Origin of the sequence: Megasphaera stantonii (assembly GCF_025567065.1) — a bacterium.
Classification (GTDB): domain Bacteria; phylum Bacillota; class Negativicutes; order Veillonellales; family Megasphaeraceae; genus Megasphaera; species Megasphaera stantonii.
Window position 1 is genome coordinate 19,672 of sequence record NZ_JAOQKD010000021.1, and the last position, 24,427, is coordinate 44,098.

Annotated in this window: 42 protein-coding genes and 1 tRNA gene; 40 read left to right on the top strand and 3 right to left on the bottom strand. The window is 48.0% G+C overall.

What is annotated here, in order from left to right; translation table 11 throughout:
- The first annotated feature begins 209 nt into the window (after nt 1–209).
- The 40 genes from OCV58_RS09840 (at nt 210) to OCV58_RS10035 (ending at nt 22,366) form a co-directional block, all read left to right on the top strand.
- A complete protein-coding gene (locus OCV58_RS09840) occupies nt 210–455 on the top strand; it encodes a ribosomal L7Ae/L30e/S12e/Gadd45 family protein (RefSeq protein WP_087478711.1) in 246 nt (81 codons plus the stop codon).
- A gap of 79 nt (nt 456–534) precedes the next feature.
- On the top strand, nt 535–906 hold the full coding sequence (gene rpsL / locus OCV58_RS09845) for a 30S ribosomal protein S12 (RefSeq protein ID WP_087478712.1): 372 nt from the start codon (nt 535–537) through the stop codon (nt 904–906).
- A 57-nt stretch (nt 907–963) separates the two neighbouring features.
- Nucleotides 964–1,434, top strand: a complete 471-nt coding sequence (gene rpsG, locus OCV58_RS09850) for a 30S ribosomal protein S7 (protein WP_087478713.1) — start codon at nt 964–966, stop codon at nt 1,432–1,434.
- A gap of 36 nt (nt 1,435–1,470) precedes the next feature.
- Nucleotides 1,471–3,543, top strand: coding sequence for an elongation factor G (gene fusA, locus OCV58_RS09855; protein WP_087478714.1), 2,073 nt, complete (start codon nt 1,471–1,473; stop codon nt 3,541–3,543).
- Nucleotides 3,544–3,572: 29 nt separating this feature from the next.
- Nucleotides 3,573–4,760, top strand: coding sequence for an elongation factor Tu (tuf, locus tag OCV58_RS09860; RefSeq protein ID WP_115759885.1), 1,188 nt, complete (start codon nt 3,573–3,575; stop codon nt 4,758–4,760).
- Nucleotides 4,761–5,073: 313 nt separating this feature from the next.
- Nucleotides 5,074–5,385, top strand: a complete 312-nt coding sequence (rpsJ, locus tag OCV58_RS09865) for a 30S ribosomal protein S10 (protein ID WP_006791160.1) — start codon at nt 5,074–5,076, stop codon at nt 5,383–5,385.
- A 14-nt stretch (nt 5,386–5,399) separates the two neighbouring features.
- The gene (gene rplC / locus OCV58_RS09870; RefSeq protein WP_087478761.1) at nt 5,400–6,038 is read left to right on the top strand and encodes a 50S ribosomal protein L3; all 639 of its coding nucleotides are present in this window, start codon (nt 5,400–5,402) and stop codon (nt 6,036–6,038) included.
- A gap of 32 nt (nt 6,039–6,070) precedes the next feature.
- Nucleotides 6,071–6,694, top strand: a complete 624-nt coding sequence (gene rplD / locus OCV58_RS09875) for a 50S ribosomal protein L4 (RefSeq protein WP_087478760.1) — start codon at nt 6,071–6,073, stop codon at nt 6,692–6,694.
- Nucleotides 6,694–6,978, top strand: coding sequence for a 50S ribosomal protein L23 (gene rplW, locus OCV58_RS09880; protein ID WP_087478759.1), 285 nt, complete (start codon nt 6,694–6,696; stop codon nt 6,976–6,978). Before rplD ends, rplW begins: the two co-directional genes overlap by 1 nt.
- Nucleotides 6,979–7,009: 31 nt before the next feature.
- A complete protein-coding gene (gene rplB, locus OCV58_RS09885; RefSeq protein ID WP_087478758.1) occupies nt 7,010–7,837 on the top strand; it encodes a 50S ribosomal protein L2 in 828 nt (275 codons plus the stop codon).
- A 23-nt stretch (nt 7,838–7,860) separates the two neighbouring features.
- Complete coding sequence (gene rpsS / locus OCV58_RS09890; RefSeq protein WP_087478757.1) at nt 7,861–8,136, top strand: 30S ribosomal protein S19; 276 nt, start codon at nt 7,861–7,863, stop codon at nt 8,134–8,136.
- A 14-nt stretch (nt 8,137–8,150) separates the two neighbouring features.
- On the top strand, nt 8,151–8,486 hold the full coding sequence (rplV, locus tag OCV58_RS09895) for a 50S ribosomal protein L22 (protein WP_087478756.1): 336 nt from the start codon (nt 8,151–8,153) through the stop codon (nt 8,484–8,486).
- A 13-nt stretch (nt 8,487–8,499) separates the two neighbouring features.
- On the top strand, nt 8,500–9,171 hold the full coding sequence (rpsC, locus tag OCV58_RS09900) for a 30S ribosomal protein S3 (RefSeq protein WP_087478755.1): 672 nt from the start codon (nt 8,500–8,502) through the stop codon (nt 9,169–9,171).
- On the top strand, nt 9,171–9,596 hold the full coding sequence (gene rplP, locus OCV58_RS09905; protein WP_087478754.1) for a 50S ribosomal protein L16: 426 nt from the start codon (nt 9,171–9,173) through the stop codon (nt 9,594–9,596). The genes rpsC and rplP overlap by 1 nt, the downstream gene beginning before the upstream one ends.
- Before the next feature lies 1 nt (nt 9,597).
- On the top strand, nt 9,598–9,798 hold the full coding sequence (gene rpmC, locus OCV58_RS09910) for a 50S ribosomal protein L29 (protein WP_014015743.1): 201 nt from the start codon (nt 9,598–9,600) through the stop codon (nt 9,796–9,798).
- Between the two features lie 44 nt (nt 9,799–9,842).
- Nucleotides 9,843–10,097 (top strand): 30S ribosomal protein S17, encoded by a 255-nt coding sequence (gene rpsQ / locus OCV58_RS09915; RefSeq protein WP_087478753.1) that lies wholly within the window; start codon nt 9,843–9,845, stop codon nt 10,095–10,097.
- A gap of 26 nt (nt 10,098–10,123) precedes the next feature.
- Entirely contained in the window at nt 10,124–10,492 is a 369-nt protein-coding gene (gene rplN, locus OCV58_RS09920; RefSeq protein ID WP_007391728.1) for a 50S ribosomal protein L14, read from the top strand.
- Nucleotides 10,493–10,510: 18 nt separating this feature from the next.
- The gene (gene rplX, locus OCV58_RS09925) at nt 10,511–10,828 is read left to right on the top strand and encodes a 50S ribosomal protein L24 (RefSeq protein ID WP_087478752.1); all 318 of its coding nucleotides are present in this window, start codon (nt 10,511–10,513) and stop codon (nt 10,826–10,828) included.
- A gap of 23 nt (nt 10,829–10,851) precedes the next feature.
- Nucleotides 10,852–11,391, top strand: coding sequence for a 50S ribosomal protein L5 (gene rplE, locus OCV58_RS09930; RefSeq protein WP_087478751.1), 540 nt, complete (start codon nt 10,852–10,854; stop codon nt 11,389–11,391).
- 18 nt (nt 11,392–11,409) lie between these two features.
- On the top strand, nt 11,410–11,679 hold the full coding sequence (gene rpsN / locus OCV58_RS09935; RefSeq protein ID WP_087478750.1) for a 30S ribosomal protein S14: 270 nt from the start codon (nt 11,410–11,412) through the stop codon (nt 11,677–11,679).
- 29 nt (nt 11,680–11,708) lie between these two features.
- Entirely contained in the window at nt 11,709–12,101 is a 393-nt protein-coding gene (gene rpsH / locus OCV58_RS09940; protein ID WP_087478749.1) for a 30S ribosomal protein S8, read from the top strand.
- 17 nt (nt 12,102–12,118) lie between these two features.
- Nucleotides 12,119–12,661 (top strand): 50S ribosomal protein L6, encoded by a 543-nt coding sequence (rplF, locus tag OCV58_RS09945; RefSeq protein WP_087478748.1) that lies wholly within the window; start codon nt 12,119–12,121, stop codon nt 12,659–12,661.
- 35 nt (nt 12,662–12,696) lie between these two features.
- Nucleotides 12,697–13,059, top strand: coding sequence for a 50S ribosomal protein L18 (rplR, locus tag OCV58_RS09950; RefSeq protein ID WP_087478747.1), 363 nt, complete (start codon nt 12,697–12,699; stop codon nt 13,057–13,059).
- An 18-nt stretch (nt 13,060–13,077) separates the two neighbouring features.
- Nucleotides 13,078–13,578 carry a 30S ribosomal protein S5 gene (gene rpsE / locus OCV58_RS09955; protein WP_087478746.1) on the top strand — a complete coding sequence of 167 codons (501 nt, stop codon included), beginning with the start codon at nt 13,078–13,080 and terminating at the stop codon, nt 13,576–13,578.
- Nucleotides 13,579–13,596: 18 nt separating this feature from the next.
- The gene (gene rpmD / locus OCV58_RS09960; protein ID WP_087478745.1) at nt 13,597–13,776 is read left to right on the top strand and encodes a 50S ribosomal protein L30; all 180 of its coding nucleotides are present in this window, start codon (nt 13,597–13,599) and stop codon (nt 13,774–13,776) included.
- Between the two features lie 21 nt (nt 13,777–13,797).
- Nucleotides 13,798–14,238 (top strand): 50S ribosomal protein L15, encoded by a 441-nt coding sequence (gene rplO, locus OCV58_RS09965; RefSeq protein ID WP_087478744.1) that lies wholly within the window; start codon nt 13,798–13,800, stop codon nt 14,236–14,238.
- 1 nt (nt 14,239) lies between these two features.
- Nucleotides 14,240–15,502, top strand: coding sequence for a preprotein translocase subunit SecY (gene secY, locus OCV58_RS09970; RefSeq protein WP_087478743.1), 1,263 nt, complete (start codon nt 14,240–14,242; stop codon nt 15,500–15,502).
- 16 nt (nt 15,503–15,518) lie between these two features.
- On the top strand, nt 15,519–16,169 hold the full coding sequence (locus OCV58_RS09975; RefSeq protein WP_087478742.1) for an adenylate kinase: 651 nt from the start codon (nt 15,519–15,521) through the stop codon (nt 16,167–16,169).
- A gap of 2 nt (nt 16,170–16,171) precedes the next feature.
- A complete protein-coding gene (map, locus tag OCV58_RS09980; protein WP_087478741.1) occupies nt 16,172–16,921 on the top strand; it encodes a type I methionyl aminopeptidase in 750 nt (249 codons plus the stop codon).
- 282 nt (nt 16,922–17,203) lie between these two features.
- Complete coding sequence (gene infA, locus OCV58_RS09985; RefSeq protein ID WP_007391714.1) at nt 17,204–17,422, top strand: translation initiation factor IF-1; 219 nt, start codon at nt 17,204–17,206, stop codon at nt 17,420–17,422.
- A gap of 24 nt (nt 17,423–17,446) precedes the next feature.
- Nucleotides 17,447–17,560, top strand: coding sequence for a 50S ribosomal protein L36 (gene rpmJ / locus OCV58_RS09990; protein WP_007391661.1), 114 nt, complete (start codon nt 17,447–17,449; stop codon nt 17,558–17,560).
- 22 nt (nt 17,561–17,582) lie between these two features.
- Nucleotides 17,583–17,951 carry a 30S ribosomal protein S13 gene (gene rpsM / locus OCV58_RS09995; protein ID WP_087478740.1) on the top strand — a complete coding sequence of 123 codons (369 nt, stop codon included), beginning with the start codon at nt 17,583–17,585 and terminating at the stop codon, nt 17,949–17,951.
- Nucleotides 17,952–17,979: 28 nt separating this feature from the next.
- The gene (rpsK, locus tag OCV58_RS10000; protein WP_087478739.1) at nt 17,980–18,372 is read left to right on the top strand and encodes a 30S ribosomal protein S11; all 393 of its coding nucleotides are present in this window, start codon (nt 17,980–17,982) and stop codon (nt 18,370–18,372) included.
- Between the two features lie 49 nt (nt 18,373–18,421).
- Nucleotides 18,422–19,399 carry a DNA-directed RNA polymerase subunit alpha gene (locus OCV58_RS10005; protein ID WP_095629603.1) on the top strand — a complete coding sequence of 326 codons (978 nt, stop codon included), beginning with the start codon at nt 18,422–18,424 and terminating at the stop codon, nt 19,397–19,399.
- A gap of 17 nt (nt 19,400–19,416) precedes the next feature.
- Entirely contained in the window at nt 19,417–19,755 is a 339-nt protein-coding gene (gene rplQ / locus OCV58_RS10010) for a 50S ribosomal protein L17 (RefSeq protein ID WP_087478737.1), read from the top strand.
- A 60-nt stretch (nt 19,756–19,815) separates the two neighbouring features.
- Nucleotides 19,816–20,250: a DUF3783 domain-containing protein gene (locus tag OCV58_RS10015; RefSeq protein WP_267312880.1), complete on the top strand. Its 435-nt coding sequence runs from the start codon at nt 19,816–19,818 to the stop codon at nt 20,248–20,250.
- Complete coding sequence (locus OCV58_RS10020) at nt 20,247–20,732, top strand: 8-oxo-dGTP diphosphatase (RefSeq protein WP_087478736.1); 486 nt, start codon at nt 20,247–20,249, stop codon at nt 20,730–20,732. Before OCV58_RS10015 ends, OCV58_RS10020 begins: the two co-directional genes overlap by 4 nt.
- A gap of 122 nt (nt 20,733–20,854) precedes the next feature.
- Nucleotides 20,855–21,688, top strand: a complete 834-nt coding sequence (gene thiM, locus OCV58_RS10025) for a hydroxyethylthiazole kinase (RefSeq protein WP_154877750.1) — start codon at nt 20,855–20,857, stop codon at nt 21,686–21,688.
- Nucleotides 21,688–21,993 carry an MTH1187 family thiamine-binding protein gene (locus OCV58_RS10030; RefSeq protein WP_154877751.1) on the top strand — a complete coding sequence of 102 codons (306 nt, stop codon included), beginning with the start codon at nt 21,688–21,690 and terminating at the stop codon, nt 21,991–21,993. The genes thiM and OCV58_RS10030 overlap by 1 nt, the downstream gene beginning before the upstream one ends.
- A gap of 58 nt (nt 21,994–22,051) precedes the next feature.
- Nucleotides 22,052–22,366, top strand: a complete 315-nt coding sequence (locus OCV58_RS10035; protein ID WP_267312881.1) for an MTH1187 family thiamine-binding protein — start codon at nt 22,052–22,054, stop codon at nt 22,364–22,366.
- Nucleotides 22,367–22,552: 186 nt separating this feature from the next.
- On the opposite strand, the gene OCV58_RS10040 is transcribed toward OCV58_RS10035, so the two are convergent.
- From OCV58_RS10040 to OCV58_RS10050, 3 genes are all read right to left on the bottom strand, one after another.
- Nucleotides 22,553–22,643: transfer RNA gene (locus tag OCV58_RS10040), tRNA-Ser, on the bottom strand.
- Between the two features lie 59 nt (nt 22,644–22,702).
- Nucleotides 22,703–23,674, bottom strand: a complete 972-nt coding sequence (locus OCV58_RS10045; protein WP_154877752.1) for a helix-turn-helix transcriptional regulator — start codon at nt 23,672–23,674, stop codon at nt 22,703–22,705.
- A 68-nt stretch (nt 23,675–23,742) separates the two neighbouring features.
- Entirely contained in the window at nt 23,743–24,033 is a 291-nt protein-coding gene (locus OCV58_RS10050; RefSeq protein WP_154877753.1) for a hypothetical protein, read from the bottom strand.
- Between the last annotated feature and the right edge of the window lie 394 nt (nt 24,034–24,427).

The window sequence follows — 24,427 nt, forward strand, 5'->3', positions numbered from 1 at the left end:
GTTATAGCACTGTACAGAGACCTCTCGTAAGAAGAGGTCTCTGTTTTTTTACCTTGTAAGATACGCCCGGATGAGTGTAATAAAAAATGTCTTAGTTACGCAGTTTTTACGAAAAACACATTGACATTCCTATGGGGGAATGCTACAATGTCTAAGTGTCGCGGCGAAGGTGCTGCGCGCAATTTGCAAGATGTAAGGAGTGATGTTTCGTGAGCTTGGAACTGGCGGGCAATGTCCGCAAGACCGTAGGGGCAAAGCAAACGCTTAAAGCAATGAAACGAAACGAAGTCACCCAGCTGTATGTTGCTAACGACTGTGACGAACAGGTCGTCGCGCCGCTTCTCGCGTATGCGGAGGAGGCAGGCATCGCCGTCGACCGTTCCAATACGATGGCAGAGCTCGGCATAGCCTGCCGCATTAAAGTCAAGGCAGCGGCCGTTGGAGTGTTGAAGTAACTTTGGTAATATCATCGTCAGATATTTTTCTGATGATGATTACATTATAAATCTAATTGTTTGGAGAGGAGGTGCCCACATGCCAACAATCAGCCAATTAGTTCGTAAGGGTCGTCAGGATTCTGTAACGAAATCCACGGCGCCGGCTTTGAAAAACTGCCCGCAGAAACGCGGCGTCTGCACTCGTGTATACACGGCTACGCCGAAAAAACCTAACTCTGCTCTGCGTAAAGTTGCCCGTGTTCGCTTGACGAACTCCATCGAAGTAACAGCTTATATTCCTGGCATTGGTCACAATTTACAGGAACACAGTGTAGTATTAATCAGAGGCGGTCGTGTTAAAGACCTTCCTGGTGTACGTTATCACATCATCCGCGGTGCCTTGGATACGGCTGGCGTTGCAAACCGTCAGCAGTCCCGTTCTAAATACGGCGCTAAAAAGGGTAAATAATCGTATTGCCTGATCAGATGAACCGATAACCTGCATATTACAAAGGAGGAATTAGACATGCCAAGAAAAGGCCCTGTGCCGAAGCGCGATGTGCTGCCGGATCCGGTGTACCATTCTAAATTGGTAACGCGCTTCATCAACAAAGTTATGTTGGACGGTAAAAAAGGCGTCGCTGAATCTATCGTATACGACGCATTCGACATCATCCGTTCTAAGATGAATAAAGATCCCTTAGAAGTTTTTGAACAGGCTCTCAACAATGTAATGCCTGTTTTGGAAGTTCGCGCTCGCCGTGTAGGCGGTGCCAACTACCAGGTTCCCGTTGAAGTACGCGCTGACCGCCGCCTGTCCCTCGGCATCCGCTGGACTGTCGGCTACGCTCGTAAACGCGGCGAACGTACGATGAAAGAAAAGCTTGCCGCTGAATTGATGGACGCTTTCAACAATACTGGCGCAGCTATCAAAAAGAAAGAAGATACCCACAAGATGGCAGAAGCCAACAAGGCCTTTGCTCATTATCGCTGGTAATTATTTAAGTTTTTTATTTGAGGAGTGGAAAAAATCGTGGCAAGAGAATTTCCCTTGGAAAAAACGAGAAATATTGGTATCATGGCCCACATCGATGCCGGTAAAACCACGACGACAGAACGTATCCTTTTCTACACCGGCCGCGTTCATAAAATCGGCGAAGTTCACGACGGCGCCGCAACGATGGACTGGATGGCGCAGGAACAGGAACGCGGCATTACGATCACTTCCGCTGCAACGACGGCTCATTGGAAAGGTCATCGTATCAACATCATCGATACCCCGGGGCACGTTGACTTTACAGTTGAAGTTGAACGTTCTCTTCGCGTTTTGGACGGCTCTGTTGCCGTATTTTCGGCTAAAGGCGGCGTAGAACCGCAGTCTGAAACGGTATGGCGTCAGGCTGAACACTACCATGTTCCCCGTATCGCTTTCATCAATAAGATGGATACGACGGGCGCTGATTTCCTGAACTGCGTTCAGATGATGAAGGACCGCCTCCAGGCTAACGCCGTAGCGATCCAGCTGCCGATTGGCTCTGAAGCGACCTTCAGCGGCATCATCGACCTCGTTACGATGAAAGCTGAAGTATATGACGATGCTCTCGGCAAGGAAATTGAAGTCGTTGATATTCCGGACGACATGAAAGACGAAGCTGAAGAATATCATCAGATCATGCTTGAAGCCGTCTGCGAAACGGACGATGAGCTCATGATGAAATACCTCGACGGTGAAGAAATCTCCATCGACGAAATCAAGGCAGCTATCCGCAACGCCGTTGTAAGCAACAAGATGTTCCCCGTACTTTGCGGCTCTGCTTACAAGAATAAGGGTATTCAGATGCTCCTCGACGCCGTTGTCGACTATATGCCGTCTCCGCTCGATATTCCGCCTGTTGCCGGTGTAAATCCCGATACAGGTGAAGACGACAGCCGTAAAGCTGACGACAAAGAACCGTTCTCTGCATTGGCCTTTAAGATCATGGCTGACCCCTTTGTCGGTAAATTAGCTTTCTTCCGTATTTATTCTGGTACGCTTCAGTCCGGCACGTACGTGTTCAACTCCACGAAAGGCAAGAAAGAACGCGTAGGCCGTATCCTGCGTATGCACGCAAACCATCGCGAAGAAGTACAGGAAGCATACTGCGGCGATATCGGCGCTATCGTCGGCTTGAAAGATACGACGACAGGCGATACGCTGTGCGATGAAAAACACCCCATCATCCTTGAAAAGATGGAATTCCCTGAACCGGTTATTTCTGTTGCCGTAGAACCGAAGACTAAGGCTGACCAGGAAAAAATGGGCATTGCATTGGCTCGTTTGGCTGAAGAAGATCCGACCTTCAAGGTTAAGACCGATGCCGAAACAGGTCAGACGATCATTTCCGGCATGGGCGAACTCCACTTGGATATTATCGTCGACCGTATGGCTCGTGAATTCAAGGTAGACTGCAACGTCGGCAAACCGCAGGTTGCTTACCGCGAAACGATTCGCAAGAGCGTCAAGCAGGAAGGCCGTTTCGTTCGTCAGTCCGGCGGCCGCGGTCAGTACGGCGACTGCTGGCTTGAACTTATTCCGCAGGAAGCCGGCGCAGGCTTTGAATTTGAAAACAAAGTTGTCGGCGGCGCAATTCCGAAAGAATATATCGGCTCTGTCGAAGCCGGCGTAAAAGAAGCTATGGAAACGGGCGTTTTGGCTGGTTTCCCTATGGTTGATATCAAGGTTATCGTATTCGACGGTTCCTATCATGATGTCGACTCTTCGGAAATGGCATTTAAGATTGCCGGCTCCATGGGCTTTAAAGAAGGCGCAAAGAAAGCCGATCCCGTTCTTCTCGAACCGTATGTTAAAGTCGAAGTCGTCGTCCCTGAAGAATACATGGGCGATGTCATCGGCGACTTGAACTCTCGTCGCGGCCGCGTTGACGGCATGGAAATGCGCGGCGGCGCTGAACATATCAACGGTTTCGTACCCTTGGCTGAAATGTTTGGCTATGCAACGGATTTGCGTTCTAAGACGCAGGGACGTGGCGTTTATACGATGACTTTCGATCACTACGAAGAAGTTCCTAAGAACGTAGCTGAAAAAGTCATTAATGACAAAGGCTAATATTTTAATTACATTGGAGGAACTGCAAAATGGCAAAAGAACATTACGAAAGAACCAAACCCCATGTTAACATCGGCACGATTGGTCACGTTGACCATGGCAAAACGACGTTGACGGCTGCTATTACGAAAGTATTGTCCGAAAAAGGCTATGCTAAATTCGAAGACTATGCTGATATCGATAAGGCTCCGGAAGAACGCGAACGCGGCATTACGATCAACACGGCTCACGTTGAATATGAAACGGACAACCGTCACTATGCTCACGTTGACTGCCCGGGCCACGCCGACTATGTTAAGAACATGATCACCGGCGCTGCTCAGATGGACGGCGCAATCCTTGTCGTAAGCGCAGCTGACGGCCCGATGCCTCAGACTCGCGAACACATCCTGTTGGCCCGCCAGGTAGGCGTACCGGCTATCGTCGTATACCTCAACAAAGCCGACCAGGTTGACGACCCCGAACTGATCGAACTCGTAGAAATGGAAGTCCGCGACCTCCTGAGCTCCTACGATTTCCCCGGCGACGAAGTACCTATCGTCGTAGGCTCCGCATTGAAAGCCCTCGAAGGCGACGAAGAAGCAAAACAGTCTATCCTCAAACTGATGGACGCTGTTGACGAATACATCCCGACGCCGGACCGTCCGACGGACAAACCGTTCCTGATGCCTGTCGAAGACGTATTCACGATTACGGGCCGCGGCACCGTAGCAACGGGCCGTGTAGAACGCGGTACGGTTAAAGTAGGCGACGCAGTCGAAATCGTAGGCTTGTCCGACGAACCGAAACAGACCGTCGTAACGGGCGTAGAAATGTTCCGTAAGCTCCTCGATTTGGCAGAAGCCGGCGACAACATCGGCGCACTGCTCCGCGGCATCGACCGTAAGGAAATCGAACGCGGCCAGGTATTGGCAAAACCGGGAACGATTCATCCGCACACGACGTTCAAAGCACAGGTATACGTATTGACGAAGGATGAAGGCGGCCGTCATACGCCGTTCTTCAACGGCTACCGTCCGCAGTTCTACTTCCGCACGACGGACGTAACGGGCGTCATCAAATTGCCGGAAGGCACGGAAATGTGCATGCCTGGCGATAACGTAAAGATGGACGTAGAACTCATTACGCCGATCGCTATTGAACCGGGCCTCCGCTTCGCTATCCGCGAAGGCGGCCGTACGGTAGGCGCTGGCGTCGTATCCGAAATCGAAGCGTAATTCGCTGTAAGATTACGAGCAGATTAAGACATAGAAAGAGCTGCAAGCATTGGCTTGCAGCTCTTTTCTTTACCATGATTTTACAGAATAAATTCCATGCAAAATTGATTCGGCTCCCTGGAAAAAGTACGGAAAAACGTAGAAAAATCCTTGCATGCCCGCTCTTTTTGTAGTAAACTATCTAAGTACGCGACAACAGGGGATGCCCTGACTGTGCGTAAAAAAAACTATGATATAGGATGTTGCCCGCCCTGCGGGGAAACTCCTATGGAGCAGTCTATTCTAAGAAATGGACGTTAGGAGGAATTAAGTAATGGCAAAACAGGAAAGAATCAGAATTCGCCTCAAAGCTTATGACCACAAGACGTTGGATCAGAGCGCGGCGAAAATCGTCGATACGGCGAAACGGACAGGTGCTATGGTATCTGGCCCGATTCCGCTTCCGACGGAAAAGAACATCTTCACGATTCTGCGTTCGCCCCACGTAAACAAAGACTCTCGTGAACAGTTCGAACTGCGTACGCACAAACGCTTGATCGATATTCTCGAAGCTTCCAATAAAACTGTTGACGCTTTGATGAGACTCGACCTGCCGGCTGGCGTAGACATTGAAATCAAATTATAGGAGGAGGTGCGATTATGTCTAAAGCTATTTTGGGGAAAAAGTTGGGTATGACTCAGATTTTTACTGAAGAAGGCGCAGTCATCCCCGTAACAGTCGTCGAAGCTTCGCCGAATGTCGTTGTCCGCGTAAAAACCGTTGATACGGACGGATACAACTCCATTCAGCTGGGCTATGGCGAAATCAAAGAAAAACATCTGACAAAACCCGTTAAGGGTCAATTCGACAAAGCAGGCGTAGCTCCTGTTAAGTATCTTCGCGAATTCCGTTTGACAGATACGCCGGAATACACGGTAGGCCAAACTCTGGCAGCTGATATATTCGCAAGCGGCGATCTCGTCGACGTAATTGGCACCAGCAAGGGGAAAGGTTTTGCAGGTACCATCAAACGTCACGGCTTCCATCGCGGGCCAATGACTCACGGCTCTAAATCTCACCGTGAACCTGGTTCTCTCGGACCTATGATCAGCGGCGGTGGCGGTAAAGTCATCAAAGGTAAAAAACTTCCTGGACAAATGGGTGGTAATCAGGCAACGGTTCTTCATCTCTCCGTCGTAAAAGTCGACATGGATAAAAACCTTATCTTGATCAAAGGCGGTATTCCGGGTGCTAAAGGCAGCCTTGTCATGATCCGTGATACTGTAAAACCCCGCTAATTGTTGTCACACAGGAAGGAGGATAAATAATAATGCCAAAAGTAAGCACGTATAATATTGCCGGCGCACAGACCGGTGAAATCGAATTAAACGATAGCGTATTTGGCGTTGAAGTAAACGAAGCTGTCATGAGACAGGCCGTTCTTCGTCAGCTCGCTAACGAACGTTTAGGCACGCACTCCACGAAAACCAGAGGTTTGGTTCGTGGCGGCGGCAAGAAACCTTGGAAACAAAAAGGAACCGGCCGGGCCCGTGTAGGCAGCACCCGCAGCCCGTTGTGGGTTGGCGGCGGCACCATTTGGGGTCCCCATCCGCGTTCTTACGCTCAGAAAATGCCTCGCAAGGCAAGACGTCTGGCTGTTAAATCTGCTCTGAGCGATAAAGTAAATACGAATGAATTGTTCGTATTGGACGAAATCACCTTGGCAGCTCCGAAGACGAAAGAAATCGTCAACATCATCAACAACTTCAAGTTTGCCGGTGAAAAAGTTCTCTTCATTACGGATAATGACGAAATCGTCGCGCGCTGCGCCCGTAACATCACTGGCGTCAAAGCTGTTTCCACCGAAGGCGTGAACATCTTTGATTTGCTCCACCACACAAAATTGTTTGTCACAAAGAGCGCTGTAGCCAAGATTGAGGAGGTGCTCGCGTAATGATGATGCATGATATCTTGTTAAAACCGGTTATTACTGAAAAGACAACGATGATGATGTCTGATGGCAAATATACTTTCAGAGTACCGCTCCATGCCAATAAAATCGAAATCCGTAAAGCTGTTGAAGCTGTGTTCGGCGTAAAAGTAAAGAGCGTCAACACGATTCGTATGATGGGTAAATTCAAACGCATGGGCAAATATATCGGCAAACGCCCGGATTACAAGAAAGCCATCGTAACACTTCAGGAAGGCGAAACAATCGAATTCTTTGAAGGAGCTTAAGGGATAACGAAATAAAGGAGGAGGCACTACAATGGCCATTAAATCATTTAAACCGTATTCCGCCGGCCGTCGTTTCATGACTGTTTCGACTTTCGAAGACATCACGACGTCCAAACCGGAAAAATCCTTGCTGGCTAAAGTAAGCAGCAAGGGCGGTCGTAATAACAGCGGCAGAATGACAGTCCGTCATCAGGGTGGCGGTCACAAACGCCGTTATCGTTTGATCGACTTCAAACGTATTAAAGATAACATTCCTGCAAAAGTAGCGACGATCGAATACGATCCGAACCGCTCTGCTAATATCGCCCTGCTGTTCTATGCAGACGGCGAAAAACGCTATATCATCGCTCCGAACGGCCTTAAAGTAGGCGACGTTGTTTACAGCGGCCCCGAATCGGATATCAAGATCGGCAACGCATTGCCCTTGGCTAATATTCCTCTCGGTACGTTGGTACACAACGTTGAATTGAAAATCGGCAAAGGCGGCCAGATGGTTCGCTCCGCCGGTGAATCGGCACAGCTCATGGCTAAAGAAGGCAATTATGCGCTGCTCCGTCTTCCTTCGGGCGAACTTCGTCAGGTCCATATCAAATGCCGCGCTACGGTAGGCGTAGTCAGCAATACGGACCATGAAAACATTACCGTTGGTAAAGCCGGCCGTTCCCGCTGGAAGGGCATCCGTCCGGGCAACCGCGGCGTCGTTATGAACCCGTGCGACCATCCGCATGGCGGCGGCGAAGGCAAGTCTCCTGTCGGCCGTAAACGTCCGGTTACTCCTTGGGGTAAACCTGCTTATGGCGTTAAGACTCGTGAATCTAAAAAAGCTTCCAATAAATTTATTGTGAAGAGACGTAAATAAGATTGTGGAAAGGAGATAATTAAGTGTCCAGATCCGTTAAAAAGGGCCCATTCGTAGCATTCCACCTGCTGAAGAAAATCGACGCTATGAATGAAGCTAATGAAAAGAAAGTAGTAAAAACCTGGTCTCGTGCATCCACGATTTTGCCTAGCTTCGTAGGTCATACGATTGCTGTTCACGACGGCCGGAAACACGTTCCTGTATATGTTACAGAAGACATGGTAGGTCATAAGTTGGGCGAATTTGCGCCGACTCGTACGTTCAAAGGCCACGCTAAATCTGAAAAAGCAACGAAATAAGGGAGGTAACATCAATGGAAGCAAGAGCAATTGCTAGACATATCCGCATTGCCCCCCGTAAAATTCGAATCGTAGCTGATTTGGTTCGGGGCAAAAATGTAGGCGAAGCTTTCTCTATCTTGAAATTTACGCCGAAAGTCGGTTCCCGCGTAGTTGAAAAAGCACTGCGCTCCGCCGTAGCGAACGCGGAACACAACAACGACATGAATGTAGATAAATTGTATGTTTCGGAAATTTTTGTCGACCAGGACTCCACGATGAAACGTATTCATCCGCGCAGCCGTGGACAGGCTTTCAAGATTTTGAAACATTCCAGTCATTTGACTGTTGTCGTAAAAGAAAGAGCATAAGGAGGGAAACGTAGTGGGTCAAAAAGTTAATGCCCATGGATTTCGTGTTGGCGTTGTAAAACCCTGGGATGCGAAATGGTATGCTGAAAAGGATTATGCAACACTTCTGAATGAAGACGTAAAAATCCGTGAATTCTTAAAGAAACAGTTGTTCATCGCAGGCGTTTCTCGTATTGAAATCGAACGTTCTGCAAAACGTATCAAATTGATTATCCATACTGCTAAACCGGGCATGGTTATCGGCCGCGGCGGCGCAGGCATTGAAGATATTAAGAAAGCGCTGAAAGCTTTCACGACGAAAACTGTCGACGTTAACATCGCCGAAATCAAACAGGCTGAAATGGACGCAACCCTCGTTGCTGAAAACGTAGCCAGCCAGCTCGAACGCCGTATCGGCTTCCGCCGCGCTATGAAACAGTGCGTAGGCCGTACGATGCGCATGGGCGCTAAAGGCGTTAAAATTATGTGCTCCGGCCGTTTAGGCGGCGCTGAAATCGCTCGCAGCGAAAGCGTTCGCGACGGCTCCATTCCTCTGCATACGCTCCGCGCCGATATCGACTACGGCTTTGCCGAAGCTCATACGACATACGGCTGCATCGGCGTAAAATGCTGGATTTACAAAGGTGAAATCCTGCCGGAAGCTAAAAAAGCTCCGCAGAAAAAACACGAAGGGAGTGAAGCATAATGTTAATTCCAAAACGTGTTAAATATCGTAAACAGTTCCGCGGCCGCATGAAAGGTCAGGCTCAGCGCGGCAATAAAGTCGCTCACGGCGATTTCGGTTTGGTAGCAGCAGAACCGTCTTGGATTACAAACCGTCAGATCGAAGCTGCCCGTATTGCTATGACTCGTTATATCAAACGTGGCGGTAAAGTTTGGATTAAAATTTTCCCGGATAAGCCGATTACGGCTAAACCGGCTGGCACTCGTATGGGTTCCGGTAAAGGCGCTCCCGAATACTGGGTAGCCGTTGCTAAACCGGGCCGCGTACTTTTTGAAATGGGCGGTGTAAGCGAAGAAGTAGCTCGCGAAGCTATGCGTCTTGCAAGCCATAAACTGCCGATTAAAACGAAGTTTGTTGTTAGAGGTCAGGAATTAGGTGGTGAATAAAATGAAGGTTAAAGAAATCCGTGCTCTGAGCGCTGCCGAAATGGACGAAAAGGTGGTTAGCCTTAAAGAAGAATTGTTTAACCTCCGTTTTCAACATGCGACCGGCCAATTAGAAAATCCAATGCGTATCCGCGAAGTTAAAAAGACTATCGCCCGCATCAAAACGGTACAGCGTGAAGCAGAATTGAAAGCGCAGGCGTAAGATAACGTACTCGATTGGAATCTAAAAGGAGGTTACAAGCACAGATGGAAAGAAACGAACGGAAAATCCGCGTAGGTAAAGTTGTCAGCGATAAAATGGACAAAACCGTTGTTGTTGCTGTAGAATATAAAACGCAGCATAAGCTGTACAAAAAACCGATTATTTCGACTGTAAAATTCAAAGCGCATGATGAAAACAACGAATGCCATATCGGCGATATCGTACGCATCGAAGAAACCCGTCCGCTGTCCAAGCAGAAACACTGGAGAGTTGTGACGATCGTAGAAGCAGCTAAATAAGCTTGAATTAACTAGGAGGTTAAGCCATGATTCAGCAAGAAACTATGTTGAATGTTGCCGATAACACCGGTGCCAAAAAACTTTTGTGCATCCAGGTCATGGGTGGCTCATATCGTAAATATGGCAACATTGGCGATATCATTACAGCGTCTGTTAAAGATGCATCACCCGGTGGCGTTGTCAAGAAAGGCGACGTAGTAAAGGCTGTTATCGTTCGTTCTAAAAAGGGATTGCGCCGCGTAGACGGTTCGTACATCCGTTTTGACGAAAATGCAGCTGTCGTAATCAATAATGATAAAAGCCCTAAAGGCACTCGTATTTTTGGGCCGGTTGCCAGAGAACTGCGTGAAAAAGATTTCATGAAGATCATCTCCCTGGCTCCGGAAGTATTATAATCGGAGGAGGTGTTCTCGATGGGAAAAATGCACGTTAAGACAGGCGATACGGTTATCGTCATCGCCGGCAAAGAAAAAGGCAAAAAAGGCAAAATCATTGCAGCATATCCGAAAAAGGACCGCGTTGTAGTAGAAGGCCTTAATCTGGTTAAGCGCCATACGAAACCGAGTCAGAACAATCCTCAAGGCGGCATTATCACGAAGGAAGCAGCTATCCACGTTTCCAACGTTATGCTCGTAGATCCTGAAAGCGGCAAGCCGACCCGCGTCAGAACGGTTCAGCAGGCCGACGGTACGAAAGTACGCGTTGCCGTTAAGAGCGGCAAGAACATCTAATTGAGAAGGGAGGCCCTTGAGAAGTGTCCAGATTAAAAGATAAATATCTTTCCGAAGTCACCAAAGGCTTGCAGGAAAAATACAATTATAAAAATGTAATGCAGATTCCGAAGGTTACAAAAGTTGTCATCAACATGGCTGTTGGCGAAGCTGTTACCAACTCCAAAGCTTTGGACGCTGCTGTAAACGATATGACGATCATTTCCGGTCAGAAGCCGATCATTACGAAAGCCAAGAAATCCATCGCGGCCTTTAAAATCCGCGAAGGCATGAACCTGGGCTGCAAAGTAACGCTCCGCGGCGAACGGATGTATGAATTCCTCGATAAATTGATGAATTTGGCTCTGCCTCGTGTCCGCGACTTCCATGGCGTAAGCGCAAAGGGATTTGACGGCCGTGGCAACTACACCTTGGGCTTAAAGGAACAGCTCATATTCCCGGAAATCGAATATGATAAGGTCGATAAAGCCCGCGGTATGGACATCACCATCGTCACCACAGCTACGACGGACGAAGAAGGCCGCGATATGCTGACGATGATGGGTATGCCGTTTGAAAAGTAATTAAGGAGGATAACATACATGGCAAAGAAATCTATGCTTGAACGTGAAAAGAAACGTGAAAAAATGGTTGCCCGCTATGCAAAGCTCCGTGCTGAACTGAAAGCTAAGGGCGACTATGAAGCGCTTTCTAAGCTGCCGGCCAACTCGTCCCCGGTACGCCTGCACAACCGTTGCAAAGTAACCGGCCGTCCTCACGGTTATATGCGTAAGTTCGGCATCTGCCGCATTACATTCCGTGAACTGGCTTACAAAGGACAGATTCCTGGCGTTAAAAAAGCCAGCTGGTAATGTATTTCACGAAGGGAGGTTTTTAGACAATGGCAATGACCGATCCGATTGCGGATATGCTCACCAGAATCCGTAATGCCAATTCGGCTTATCATGAAAAAGTAGAAATGCCCGCTTCCAAGATGAAGGCCGCTGTCCTCGAAATCTTGAAAGAAGAAGGCTTTGTTAAGAATTATGAATCCGTAAACGAAGGCAAAACGCTGAAAGTTACGTTAAAATATGGTTCCAATAGAGAAAAAGTAATTACCGGCATCAAGAGAATTTCTAAACCGGGCCTGCGCGTATACGCCGGCAAAGAAGAACTGCCCCGCGTTCTCGGCGGTTTGGGAATCGCTGTTATTTCTACGTCCCAGGGCGTTATGAGCGACAAAAAAGCTCGTAAACTCGGCTTGGGCGGCGAAGTTATCGCTTACGTCTGGTAATATTTGGAGGTGTCAATATGTCCCGAGTAGGTAGAATGCCTATTGATATCCCGGCAGGCGTAAATGTCAACCTCGATGGCCACGTGATTACCGTCAAAGGCCCGAAAGGCGAACTCACTCGTACGCTTCACCCGGATATGAAAATTACAGTTGCTGACAACGTCATTACTGTAGAACGTCCGTCTGACGAAAAAGAACATCGTGCCCTGCACGGCTTGACCCGCGCTCTCGTTGCCAACATGGTAACAGGCGTTACGACAGGCTTTAAGAAAGAATTGGAAATCGTCGGCGTTGGTTACAGAGCACAGATGAAAGGCAAGAAACTGGCCTTGACTCTCGGCTTCTCCCATCCCCTCGAATTAGACGCTCCGGAAGGCGTTACGGTCGAATGCCCGACGGCAACGACGATCGTCGTATCCGGCGCTAATAATGAAACTGTCGGCGAATTCGCTGCTAAAATCCGCGGCTATCGCCTGCCTGAACCGTACAAAGGAAAAGGTATTCGCTATGCTGGCGAACATGTACGTCGTAAAGCCGGCAAAGCTGGTTCGAAGAAATAATTAACGTAAGCTTATCATAGAAAGGAGTGAATTCCTTGAAATCCAGTAAGAATGCAATTCGCTTGAAACGTCATTGGCGCTTGCGCAAACACATCAACGGTACGGCTGAACGTCCTCGTCTGAATGTTTTCCGCAGCCTTTCCAATATTTATGCTCAGGTCATCGACGATACGAAGGGCGTTACCTTGGTTTCCGCCAGCTCGTTGGATCAGGAAATTAAAGCTCAGAACGTCAGCGGTGGCAATGCTGAAGGCGCAAAATTAGTTGGCGCATTAGTTGCAAAACGTGCTCTTGAAAAAGGTATCACGACGGTCGTATTCGACCGCGGCGGTTATATCTATCATGGCCGTGTTGCCGCTCTTGCTGAAGCCGCTCGTGAAGCTGGCTTGAAATTCTAATCAAGGAGGAAATAACACATGGCAAAAGTTGACCATGCAGGTCTCGAATTACAAGAAAATGTCGTATTCATCAACCGTGTTGCTAAGGTAGTTAAAGGCGGCCGCCGTTTTTCCTTCAGTGCGTTGGTTGTTGTCGGCGACGGCAACGGCAGAGTCGGCGCAGGATTAGGTAAAGCCGGCGAAGTTCCCGAAGCTATCCGCAAAGGTGTTGAAGACGCTAAAAAACATTTGGTAACTGTTTCCTTGAAAAACGGTTCCATTCCCCATCCGATTACAGGTGTTTTCGGCGCTGGCAAAGTATTCCTGAAACCGGCTGCCGAAGGTACTGGAGTTATTGCAGGCGGTCCTGTACGTGCCGTATTGGAATTGGCTGGCGTCCGCAACATCCTTACAAAATCCATCGGTTCTTCCAACCCGAACAACATGGTTCAGGCTACGATCGAAGGCTTGAGCCGTTTGAAGGATGTCAACAAAGTTGCTGAACTCCGTGGCAAAACTGTAGAAGAAATTTACGGTTAATAAGGGAGGATACACAAGATGGCTCAAGTAAAAGTTACGCTCGTAAAGAGTCTCGCAGGCCGTCCTGGCGACCAGCGCGCAACTGTCGTTGCCCTGGGTCTCCACAAGACGAATTCCAGCGTAGTAAAAGAAGTAACCCCGCAGATCAAAGGGATGCTTCATAAAGTAGAACACTTAATCAAAGTAGAAGAAATCTAAGATAGAAGGAGGTGCGCTGAATTGAAACTTCATGAAATGAGTATTGTTCCTGGTTCCAAGAAAAAACGCAATCGCGTAGGCCGCGGTATTGGCTCCGGCAACGGCAAGACGGCCGGCAAGGGCATGAAGGGCCAGCTTTCCCGTAGCGGCGGCGGTAAACGCCCGGGCTTTGAAGGCGGCCAGATGCCTCTGTATCGTTTGCTCCCGAAACGCGGTTTCAAAAATATCTGGGCTAAACAGTATGCAGAAGTTAACGTTTCTGTACTGAATTGCTTTGAAAACGGCACGACGGTAGATCCTGTTGCATTGGTAGAAGCAGGTATTCTTAAAAACGTATGCGACGGTGTTCGTATCCTCGGCAACGGCGAATTGGAAAAATCCCTTACCGTTGTAGCGCAGGGCTTCACGAAATCGGCGCAGCAAAAAATTGAAGCAGCTGGTGGTAAGGTAGAGGTGATCTAAGGTGTTAGAGAACATCCAGAATGTGCTGAACGTTCCGGAGTTCCGGAAACGCGCAGTTTTCACCTTGATCATGTTCATTATTTTCAGACTAGGTGTCCACATCCCTGTTCCGGGAGTAGACGCCTCAGTCATTGAAAATCTTTTCAGCAGCGGCAACTTATTTGGCCTGTTGGATTTATTTTCCGGCGGCGCCTTGAGTAAGTTTTCTATCCTCGCTATGAGTATTACGCCGTATATCAACGCGTCCATTATCATGCAGCTCCTCACGTCGGTCGTTCCGACCTTTGAGCAGTGGGCGAAGGACAATCAGGACGGCCGTGAAAAAATCCAGAAGGTCACCCGGTATGGCACGGTAGTCTTAGGTTTCATCCAGGCCTTTGCCATGAGCTATGCGCTGAAAGTAAACAACGCTTTCGTAAACGACAGCTGGGCCATGGTATTTATGGTAGCAGTGATTCTGACGGCCGGCACGTGTTTCCTCATGTGGCTGGGCGACCAGATTACAGCAGGCGGCATCGGCAACGGCATTTCGCTGATTATCTTCGCCGGTATCGTAGCGCGGTTCCCCGATGGCTGCATGACTGTATACAAATATATTCAGGCAGGTTCCATCAATATTTTCCAGGTGCTGTTGTTTGCCTTGATCGCCCTTTTCATGATTGTCGTAGTCATTGAGGTGACGCAGGGACAACGGCGCGTCGTTGTGCAGTATGCGAAACGGATTGTCGGCCGGAAGATGTACGGCGGCCATTCGACGCATATTCCTTTGAAAGTCAATCAGGCTGGCGTTATCCCCATCATCTTTGCCTCGTCCGTGCTGATGTTCCCGATTACGATTGCACAGTTCGTACAGAATGAAACGGTACAGATGATTGCCGGATGGTTTGCATGGGGTACGGTGACCAACACCATTATGTACGCCATTTTGATTATCTTCTTTACTTATTTTTATACCGCTATTTCGCTGAATATTCCGCAGCTTACGGAAAACATGCAGAAGTACGGCGGCTTTATCCCCGGTATTCGTCCGGGCCAGCCGACAGCTTTGTATATCGATAGAATTATGACGCGTATTACCTTGGCAGGTTCGTTCTTCCTCGCCTTCATCGCCATTCTGCCGAACTTCATCGGCTGGATTACGGGTATTGAAGGTGTGTATTTCGGCGGTACGGCGCTGCTGATTGTAGTCGGCGTTGCTATCGATACGATGAAGCAGGCCGAATCGTTGTTGCTCAACAGACAGTATCAGGGCTTTATGAAATGATAAGGGGGTAGTTTACATGTACATTCTTTTAATGGGGCCTCCGGGTGCCGGCAAAGGCACGCAGGCCGAACGATTGATTGAAAAATATGGTATTCCCCAGATTTCAACGGGCGATATGTTCCGAGCAGCTGTTAAAGAACAGACTCCCCTTGGTTTGGAAGCTAAGAAGTATATGGATAACGGTCAGCTCGTACCGGACGCCGTTACTGTCGGTATCGTAAGAGAACGCCTGGCAAAAGACGACTGCAAGAAAGGGTTTATCCTCGACGGATTCCCGCGCACGACGTCCCAGGCCGTATCCCTCGACGCGATTCTCAGCGATTTGGGCATTAAGCTCGACGGAGTCGTCAACATTTCCGTTCCTGATGAAGAACTGATTAAGCGGACGACAGGCCGTCAGATTTGCCGCTCCTGTGGCGCGACATATCATATTTCTTTTAAACCGTCTAAGGTAGAAGGCGTTTGCGATAAATGCGGCGGAGAATTGTATCAGCGCGACGACGATAAGGTCGAAACCGTTGAAAAACGTCTCAGCGTATATGCTGCTCAGACCAAACCGCTTATTGATTACTACAAAAATTCCAACTTGTACATCGAAGTCGACGGCAAGCAGGGGATGGATGCAGTCTTTGATGATATCGTAAAGAGCCTTGAAAAGAGTAAATAATTATGATTATTTTAAAGTCTAAACGGGAAATAGAGTATATTCGCGAAGCTGGTCGCATTACTGCCAACGCATTGCAGCTGATGAAAAAGCTGGCGAAGCCGGGCGTCACGACAGGCGAGCTGGATCAGCGTTGCGAAGAATACATCCGCAGCTGCGGCGCCTTTCCGAGCTGTAAAGGTTATTACGGATATCCGGCGACTATCTGCGCTAGCGTAAACGAAGAAGTCGTTCACGGTATTCCGGGCCGGCGCAAGCTAAAAGATGGAGATATAATCAGTGTTGACTTAGTTGTAAACAAAAATGGCTATCATGGAGACTCGACGGTGACGATTCCTATCGGTCACGTTGACCCGGCCGTTCTTCAGTTGCTTAAAGTGACGGAAGAATGTCTCTATAAAGGCATTGAGCAGGCAGTAGCTGGCAACCACCTGGGCGACATCGGGCATGCCGTTCAATCCTATGCCGAATCATTCGGTTACGGCGTTGTCCGCGATTATGTAGGACACGGCATCGGTACCGACATGCATGAAGAACCGGAAGTGCCGAATTATGGCGTTGCCGGTCACGGAGAACTCCTGGAACCGGGTATGGTTCTGGCCATTGAGCCGATGATCAACATGGGTACGGAAAAAGTCCGGCAGTTGAAAAACGGTTGGACTGTCGTTACCTGTGATAAGAAGCCGGCAGCCCATTTTGAACATACAGTAGCTATTACTGAAAACGGTCCGGAAATCCTGACCTTACCGGAATGATGGAGCGGATAGAGATACCTGTCTGCACAGTCGTTAAAAGCTGTGCGGGCAGAGATAAAGAGGGCCTGTATGTCGTTGTCGGCAAGTTGGATTATCCCTATGTATGGATTGCTGACGGTCGAAAGTACAAATTGGATAAGCCGAAGAAAAAAAATTGCCGGCATCTCCAGATAGTGGGAACGAGCGTATCCAGAGGAAACGCTGGTCCCCTGAGAATCAGCAATGAATGGATACGGTCCGTTTTGAACCGGGCCAAGATGGAATTGACCAGGGAGGGTACACATGTCTAAGGAAGATGTCATTGAAGTAGAAGGCGTCGTCGTAGAAGCACTGCCAAACGCTATGTTTAAAGTTAAGTTGGAAAACGAACACATCGTACTGGCTCACGTTTCCGGAAAAATGCGTATGAATTTTATTCGTATTCTTCCCGGCGACAGAGTTACGATGGAATTGACACCGTATGATCTGAATCGCGGTCGTATTACGTATCGCTTCAAGTAAGATTGTTTACGCAGGAGGTTAACTATGAAGGTAAAACCGTCAGTAAAGAAAATTTGCGAAAAATGCAAAATCATTAAACGCAAAGGCCGCGTTATGGTCATTTGCGAAAATCCGAAACATAAACAGAAACAGGGTTAATCGACAGGAGGTGGATGATTAGATGGCACGTATAGCCGGTGTGGATTTACCACGTGACAAACGAGTTGAAATTGGTTTAACTTATATTTTGGGGATCGGTCTTTCTTCGTCCCAGGAAATCTTGAAAAAAACAGGCGTTAATCCGGACACGCGCGTTCGCGACTTGACGGAAGATGAAGTTCAGAAAATCCGTGAAGTAATCGGTTCTGATTATAAAGTAGAAGGCGACCTTCGCCGTGATACAGCGCTCAACATTAAACGTCTGATTGAAGTTAACTCTTACCGGGGCAAACGTCATCGCGCAGGTCTTCCCGTTCGCGGTCAGCGCACGAAGACAAACGCACGTACGCGTAAAGGTCCGAGAAAAGCAGTAGCAGGTAAGAAGAAATAAGATTTTCTAAGTAAGGAGGGAAACGATTTTGGCTAAGAATAACGCAAGAAGCAATAAGAGAAAAGAAAAGAAACATGTAGAATCGGGTGCAGCACATATTCGTTCTACCTTTAATAATACGATTGTTACTATCAGCGATACGAAGGGCAACGCTTTGTCCTGGGCAAGCGCCGGCGGCCTCGGCTTCCGCGGTTCCCGTAAGAGCACTCCGTTCGCCGCTCAGATGGCTGCTGAACAGGCTGCTAAAGCCGCTATGGAATACGGCCTTCGTCAGGTTGAAGTATATGTAAAAGGTCCCGGCTCCGGTCGTGAAGCCGCTATCCGCGCATTGCAGGCAGCAGGCCTGGAAGTAAATTCCATTAAAGACGTAACTCCTATCCCGCATAATGGCTGCCGTCCGCCGAAACGCAGACGTGTATAAGAGATATTCAACCAAGTTGTTTTGATTCTGGAATGGGAGGATTTTCCTGATGATCGATGATAACAAATTTAAAGTTAAGACCGTTGATAGAAGCGACGACGGCACTTATGGAAAATTCGTATGCGAACCTCTCGACAGAGGGTACGGAATCACGTTGGGCAATAGCTTACGGCGCGTCCTCTTGTCTTCGCTGGACGGCGTAGCAATTACCTCCATTAAAATCGATGGAGTATTGCATGAATTTTCGACGATACCTGGCGTTCGGGAAGACGTTTCGGAAATTATCCTGAACTTAAAACAGCTTAGTCTGAAATTCACTCGCGACGAAGTCGATGAATTGGATATCACGGTTGATATCACTGGTGAATGCGAATTTACTGCAGAAGATTTGAACGTAAGCACAGACATTGAAGTTTTAAACCCGGATCTTCATATTGCAACTCTCGACTCGGATGCGCACATTTATATGCAGTGCCATATCGAACGGGGCAAGGGCTATGTTCCGTCTACAAGAAATAAGAAAGATACGGATATGATCGGCGTAATTCCCATCGATTCGATCTTCTCTCCGATTGTAAAGACGAACTACCAGGTTAACAATATCCGGGTCGGCAACGAAATGGACTACGATTCGTTGACGCTTGAAGTGACGACCAACGGTAGCATCGCTGCTGAAAACGCCGTGGCTAAAGCTGCGTCTATCATGGTCAGCTATTTGGATTACTTCCAAAAGATCGCTTCTGATCCGAAGGCTAATGAAGCAGCCGCTCCCTTTACGACTCCCGACGGCGAAGAACCGGAAGAAGATAACGGACCGGAGCTCAGCCAAGTTAAAATTGACGTATTGGATTTGTCCGTTCGCGCGTCGAACTGCTTGAAACGGGCTAATATCTACACGTTAGGCGATTTGGTTGAACGGACGGAAGATGACTTGTCTAAGATTCGCAACTTGGGCAAAAAGTCTGTAGATGAAATTATTGAAAAACTGAAAGATTATGGATTTGATTTGAAATCCAACGAAGAATAATTCGAGGAGGATGAACGATGGCTTATAGAAAGTTGGGACGTGACAGCTCTGCACGTAAAGCATTACTGCGCAGCATTGTTACCTCTTTATTCCAGCATGAACGCATCGAAACGACGGAAGCAAAGGCAAAAGAACTCCGCAAAGTAGCAGAAAAAATGCTTACCTTGGCTAAACGCGGCGACTTACACGCTCGCCGTCAGGTATTGGCTTACGTAAGAGACGAAAGCGTAGTTAAGAAAATGTTTGATGAAATTGCGCCGAAATACAAAGACCGTCAAGGCGGTTATACGCGTATTATCAAAACTGGCGTTCGTCAGGGCGATGCAGCTCCGATGGTAATCATCGAATTAGTGTAATAGCTTACGAGACCGCTGTGGCACAGTGCCGCAGCGGTTTTTTTACAAGGAGATGAGACAATGGCCTATAGAATGATGCTGGCTGTAAACTTTACGCCGGAACGGCTCAGCCTGTTAAAGCTCTTGGGATTGCTGACGAAATCTCAAATTAAGGTTGTAGCAGAAGGAGAAAAGACGGAAACGGTTGGCAAGCTGTTGGGGTTAAGCGACGATGAAATTGCCGAAATCGCCGCCAATAAGGCGGAGACAAGTGAAACCAAGGTTCATGAAGACCTGGGCGAAGACGAAGCGTTGGAACCTGTAACCAAGGAAGCCCTCATCCTTTGCGGATTTGACAATAAAGCTGTCAATCTGCTGCTGGATGGAATTCGCCGCGGCCGTTTGAAAAACGTGCCTCTCAAAGCGATGGTAACGCCGAATAATATTTCCTGGACTATCGATACGATTTTGCAGGAATTGGCTAAAGAGCACGCCTATTTCCATAAAAAACGATGAGAGATACGACGCTGTGCTTTCCTGTCGACGAGAGAGGGAGAATCCTGCTGGGACGAAAAAAACGCGGCTTCGGCGTATCGAAATGGAATGGCTTCGGTGGGAAAATCGAGCCGGGCGAGACCTTTCGCCAGTGCGCCGTCCGTGAGCTGCAGGAAGAAACGGGTCTTCAGACGAAAGCGGAAGATTTAGAATTAGTAGGCTTGCTGGACTTCCGGTTTACGGCCGAACCGGAGTTAAATCACTTGGGATACGTCTATTTCGTTCGCCAATATGAAGGAACCATTGTAGAAACGGAGGAAATGGAACCGCAGTGGTTTTCAGCAGATACCCTTCCCTACGACGAGATGTGGAAAGGAGATCGGACGTGGATTCCCATGATCTTAAGGGGCAGAAAAATACAAGGCACCGTTAATTTTGCCGCTGACAACGATACGGTCGAATCATTGGATATAGACTACGTATCGTCTATAGAGGAAGGCTGATGAAGAAAGCGCATTGATAACGTCTATGCATAGACATCGTCAATGCGTTTTTTGTATTTTTAGGTTGAGATGAATCCGGACAGCGCTTATAATAAGAATAGCAGAAAGAAGGCGATGATTTCGTGAATACGGCGTATATACGGGAACAAATAAGGCTGGCGGCGGAGAACGCAAGAAAATCAAAGCCCTTGGCCGGCTCTATTACGAATTTTGTGACGGTTAATTTTGTAGCCAACGCCCAGTTAGCCGCAGGCGGCTCAGCGGCGATGGTCTATCTGCCTGATGAAGGAGAAGGCCTGGTGAAGATGGGCGACTCGATGTATATCAATGTGGGAACCTTGCTTCCTATTTATGAGGAAACGGTTCCCCGTACGTTGAACGCCCTGTGCAAGCTGGGAAAGCCGTGGGTCCTGGACCCTGTTGCCGTTGGGCTGGGCGAACTGCGGACGAATCTGCTGCTTCAGTGCAAGGAATATAAACCGTCGGTTATTCGCGGCAACGCGTCGGAAATCATTGCGCTGGCTGGCTTATGGCAGGTAGGCGGCAGAGCCTCCTCGAAGGTCCGAGGCGTCGACTCAACCGATACAGTGGACGAGGCCGTGGTGGCTGCGAAAGCGTTGGCTGCATGGACCGGCGGCGCTGTCGCCGTGTCAGGAGCAGAAGATTTTATTACTGACGGCCGCCATGACGCAGTTTCTTATGGCGGTTCGCCGATGATGGAATGCGTCACTGGTTCGGGATGCTCCTTGGGAGGGGTCATCGCCGTATATGCGGCTGTTGCAGACCCGTTCATAGCGGCGCTTACTGGGACGGCGGCGTATAATCTTGCCGGCAGGCGGGCCGAGGTAAAAGCTGCCGGGACTGGCTCATTCCAGCAGATTTTTCTGGATGAGCTGTATCAGGCCTCGCCTGAGGACATAAGTCAAAATCCTATTTCATATAAGGAGGAACCGTAATGAATGTTTTAGCAGCTGTTTGCATTGCTCCCTGCGGTATCGGCGACGAATTTGCCCCCTATGTCGCGCCGGTCATCCAGATTATTCGAGAATCAGGATTGAAAAATCGGACGAATTCTATGTTCACGGAAATCGAAGGCGAGTGGGATGATGTCATGGCTGTCGTCAAAAAAGCCACCTTTTATTTAGCGGAACAAGGATTGCGGACAGAAGTGATCCTGAAAGCAGACATTCGGCCGGGCCATACGGAGATGATGGAGCATAAAACGGCGATTGTGGAGCAGCTTTTACAGGGAACTAAGTGATTTTTAATGCCTTTGCCATGAATTGGAGACGAATTATAGTTGCATTAGGAGGGGTTATATGATGAATACGTTAGTAGCCGTTTGCATTGCTCCCTGCGGTACGGGAGACTCTTATTCGCCATATGTGGCGCAGGTGGTAAAAATTATCCGCGAGTCAGGCTTGACGAGCCGTACGAATTCCATGTTTACGGAAATCGAAGGCGAGTGGGACGACGTCATGGCTGTCGTCAAAAAAGCCACCTTTTATTTGGCCGAGCAGGGATTGCGCACGGAAGTCGTGCTGAAAGCCGATATCCGGCCGGGCCATACGCATATGATGGAGCATAAGCCCGCTGCCGTAGAAGCCATACTGCAGAAGGAAACACAAGCATAATATTCTCGAAGTATATGTGCAAGAGGACGACGCAGGCGCCGTCCTCTTGTGTGCTTTTCTAAAAGAAGTAGTATGCGATGATAGAATTGGATAGACCATGCATGTATCATGGCGTTCCTGACGGATTTCTTTGCACAAAAAAATGAGCAGCCTTGAATTTCTTCAAGACTGCTCATTTCAGTATTTTGGCGGAGTGAGAGAGATTCGAACTCTCGCAGGCCTTGCGACCTCTAACGATTTAGCAAACCGTCCTCTTCAGCCTCTTGAGTATCACTCCACATCGTCGGCTGACTAGGTAAGTATACTATAGATATCAGTAGATGTCAAGGGGAAACATTACGGTAATACGTGAATATTTTTGCCTTGGCTTCGCAGCCACATAGTAATGCCTTCGCCAAATACTTCGGCTGAAATAGTATACATGTTTTCAGTTTCTTTTTCGATGACAGCCGTGGGCAGGCGATCTAAGATAGCTTCGACATCTGGCCCTGAATAAGTAAACCGAATGCGCTGCAGCCGGCCGCCGTACATGAATTGTACCCGTTTGCGAAATTCTCCTTCTTGAAACCGGTCGGCGTACAGCACGCGGAACGTATCAGGCAGGACTTTTAAGGCGGCAATGCGGTCTACGCGGTATATTGTTGGGAAGGCGTCGTTGATGACGTCGAAATGCTGCTGCACGTCCTTGTCCTCAATAAAGGCAGTCAAATAGAAATAGTATTCGGAAAACATAATGGCTGCCGGTTTTAATTTACGTGCGACCAGCTTTTTGTCTTTTGAGCGCGTATAGGCAATTTCGATATAATGATGGCTACGGATAGCCTGCCCTATAGTCCAAAGCTTATCGATGAAAACTTTTTTATGATGCGGTTCGATGTAATGGAAGGCTTCGTTTTTTATGAGTTCGCGAATGACGTCCCGATTTTTGGCAGTTACGCAATTTGTTACTAATTTATCCAGCATAGCCGTCATTTCTTTTTTGGTAAAGGCTCGGCTGTCCAGGAGAATCTTGCAGATTGCCAGAATTTCGCTGTTGGAAAATGTAGATACATCTGCCGTTTTCATCATATAGCCTTTTTGTCGTCTGTCGTAGAATATGACATAGCTCAGCAACGTATCCTCTTCCTGCTGATATTGCAAATATTCCTGCAAATCCTTGATGTCACGCTGGATGCTGCGGACGGTTACTCCATGCCGTTTCGCTTCTTCGTCGGCATGAATGCAGCGGCCTTCCCTAAGCTTTGTATACAGACTGAGGATGCGATTGATCTTATTTGGCGTTTCTTTGCCATTATGTACTTTATACATGCGGACCACCTCATAGGTAAAGAAATTCCTTGCCTTTATTATAATCCATTCCGGCAGTCTGGCAATGGTCATGTTTTTGTCTTGGAATGTTCCGTTTCTTTTAGATGCCGCAGTATTTTTACTTGCGACGAATAGGGAAATCCGTGCTTGGGAATAGATAAATAATAACTTTCGTTCTTCCGGTCGAACAGAAGGGACATATTGGCGTGTTGTTCTTCCAGACAGTTGCGGATTGTCTGGATATCTCGTTCGACGGAACGCTCCGTTACATGATGCTCAAAGGCAAAATTTGCTTTATGAATCCGCTCGCCTTTTAACAAGCGGTAAAATAACAGCAATACGCGATGGGCTTTTTCCATATACTCACATCTTTCTTTCATGTAGTTATACAGAGATAGTATCATATGAGTACGACGATATTTGTCGTCTCAAGAAATTTTTCTATATTCTAGTGACTTTTGCGAAGGGCTTAATAGACGACAATATTTGTTGAATATGTGGGTAATGGCAGCAGGCTATGTGCTATGAATCGTCAAAGAAATCTTTATATTTTGTCAAAAAAAAGTCAGCCGTCCTTATATTACCGGCTATTCCTGAGAGGAAACATATATGCTTTTATAAAAAGGGGGATCATAGTAATATGTTAGTGTAAAATAATTGTGGGAAAACTTTACTGCACAAAAGTGAAGAACATATAAAAAGAGAAGGAACTTCTTTGGTATAATGAAATCACCACAATCTCACGCAAAGGAG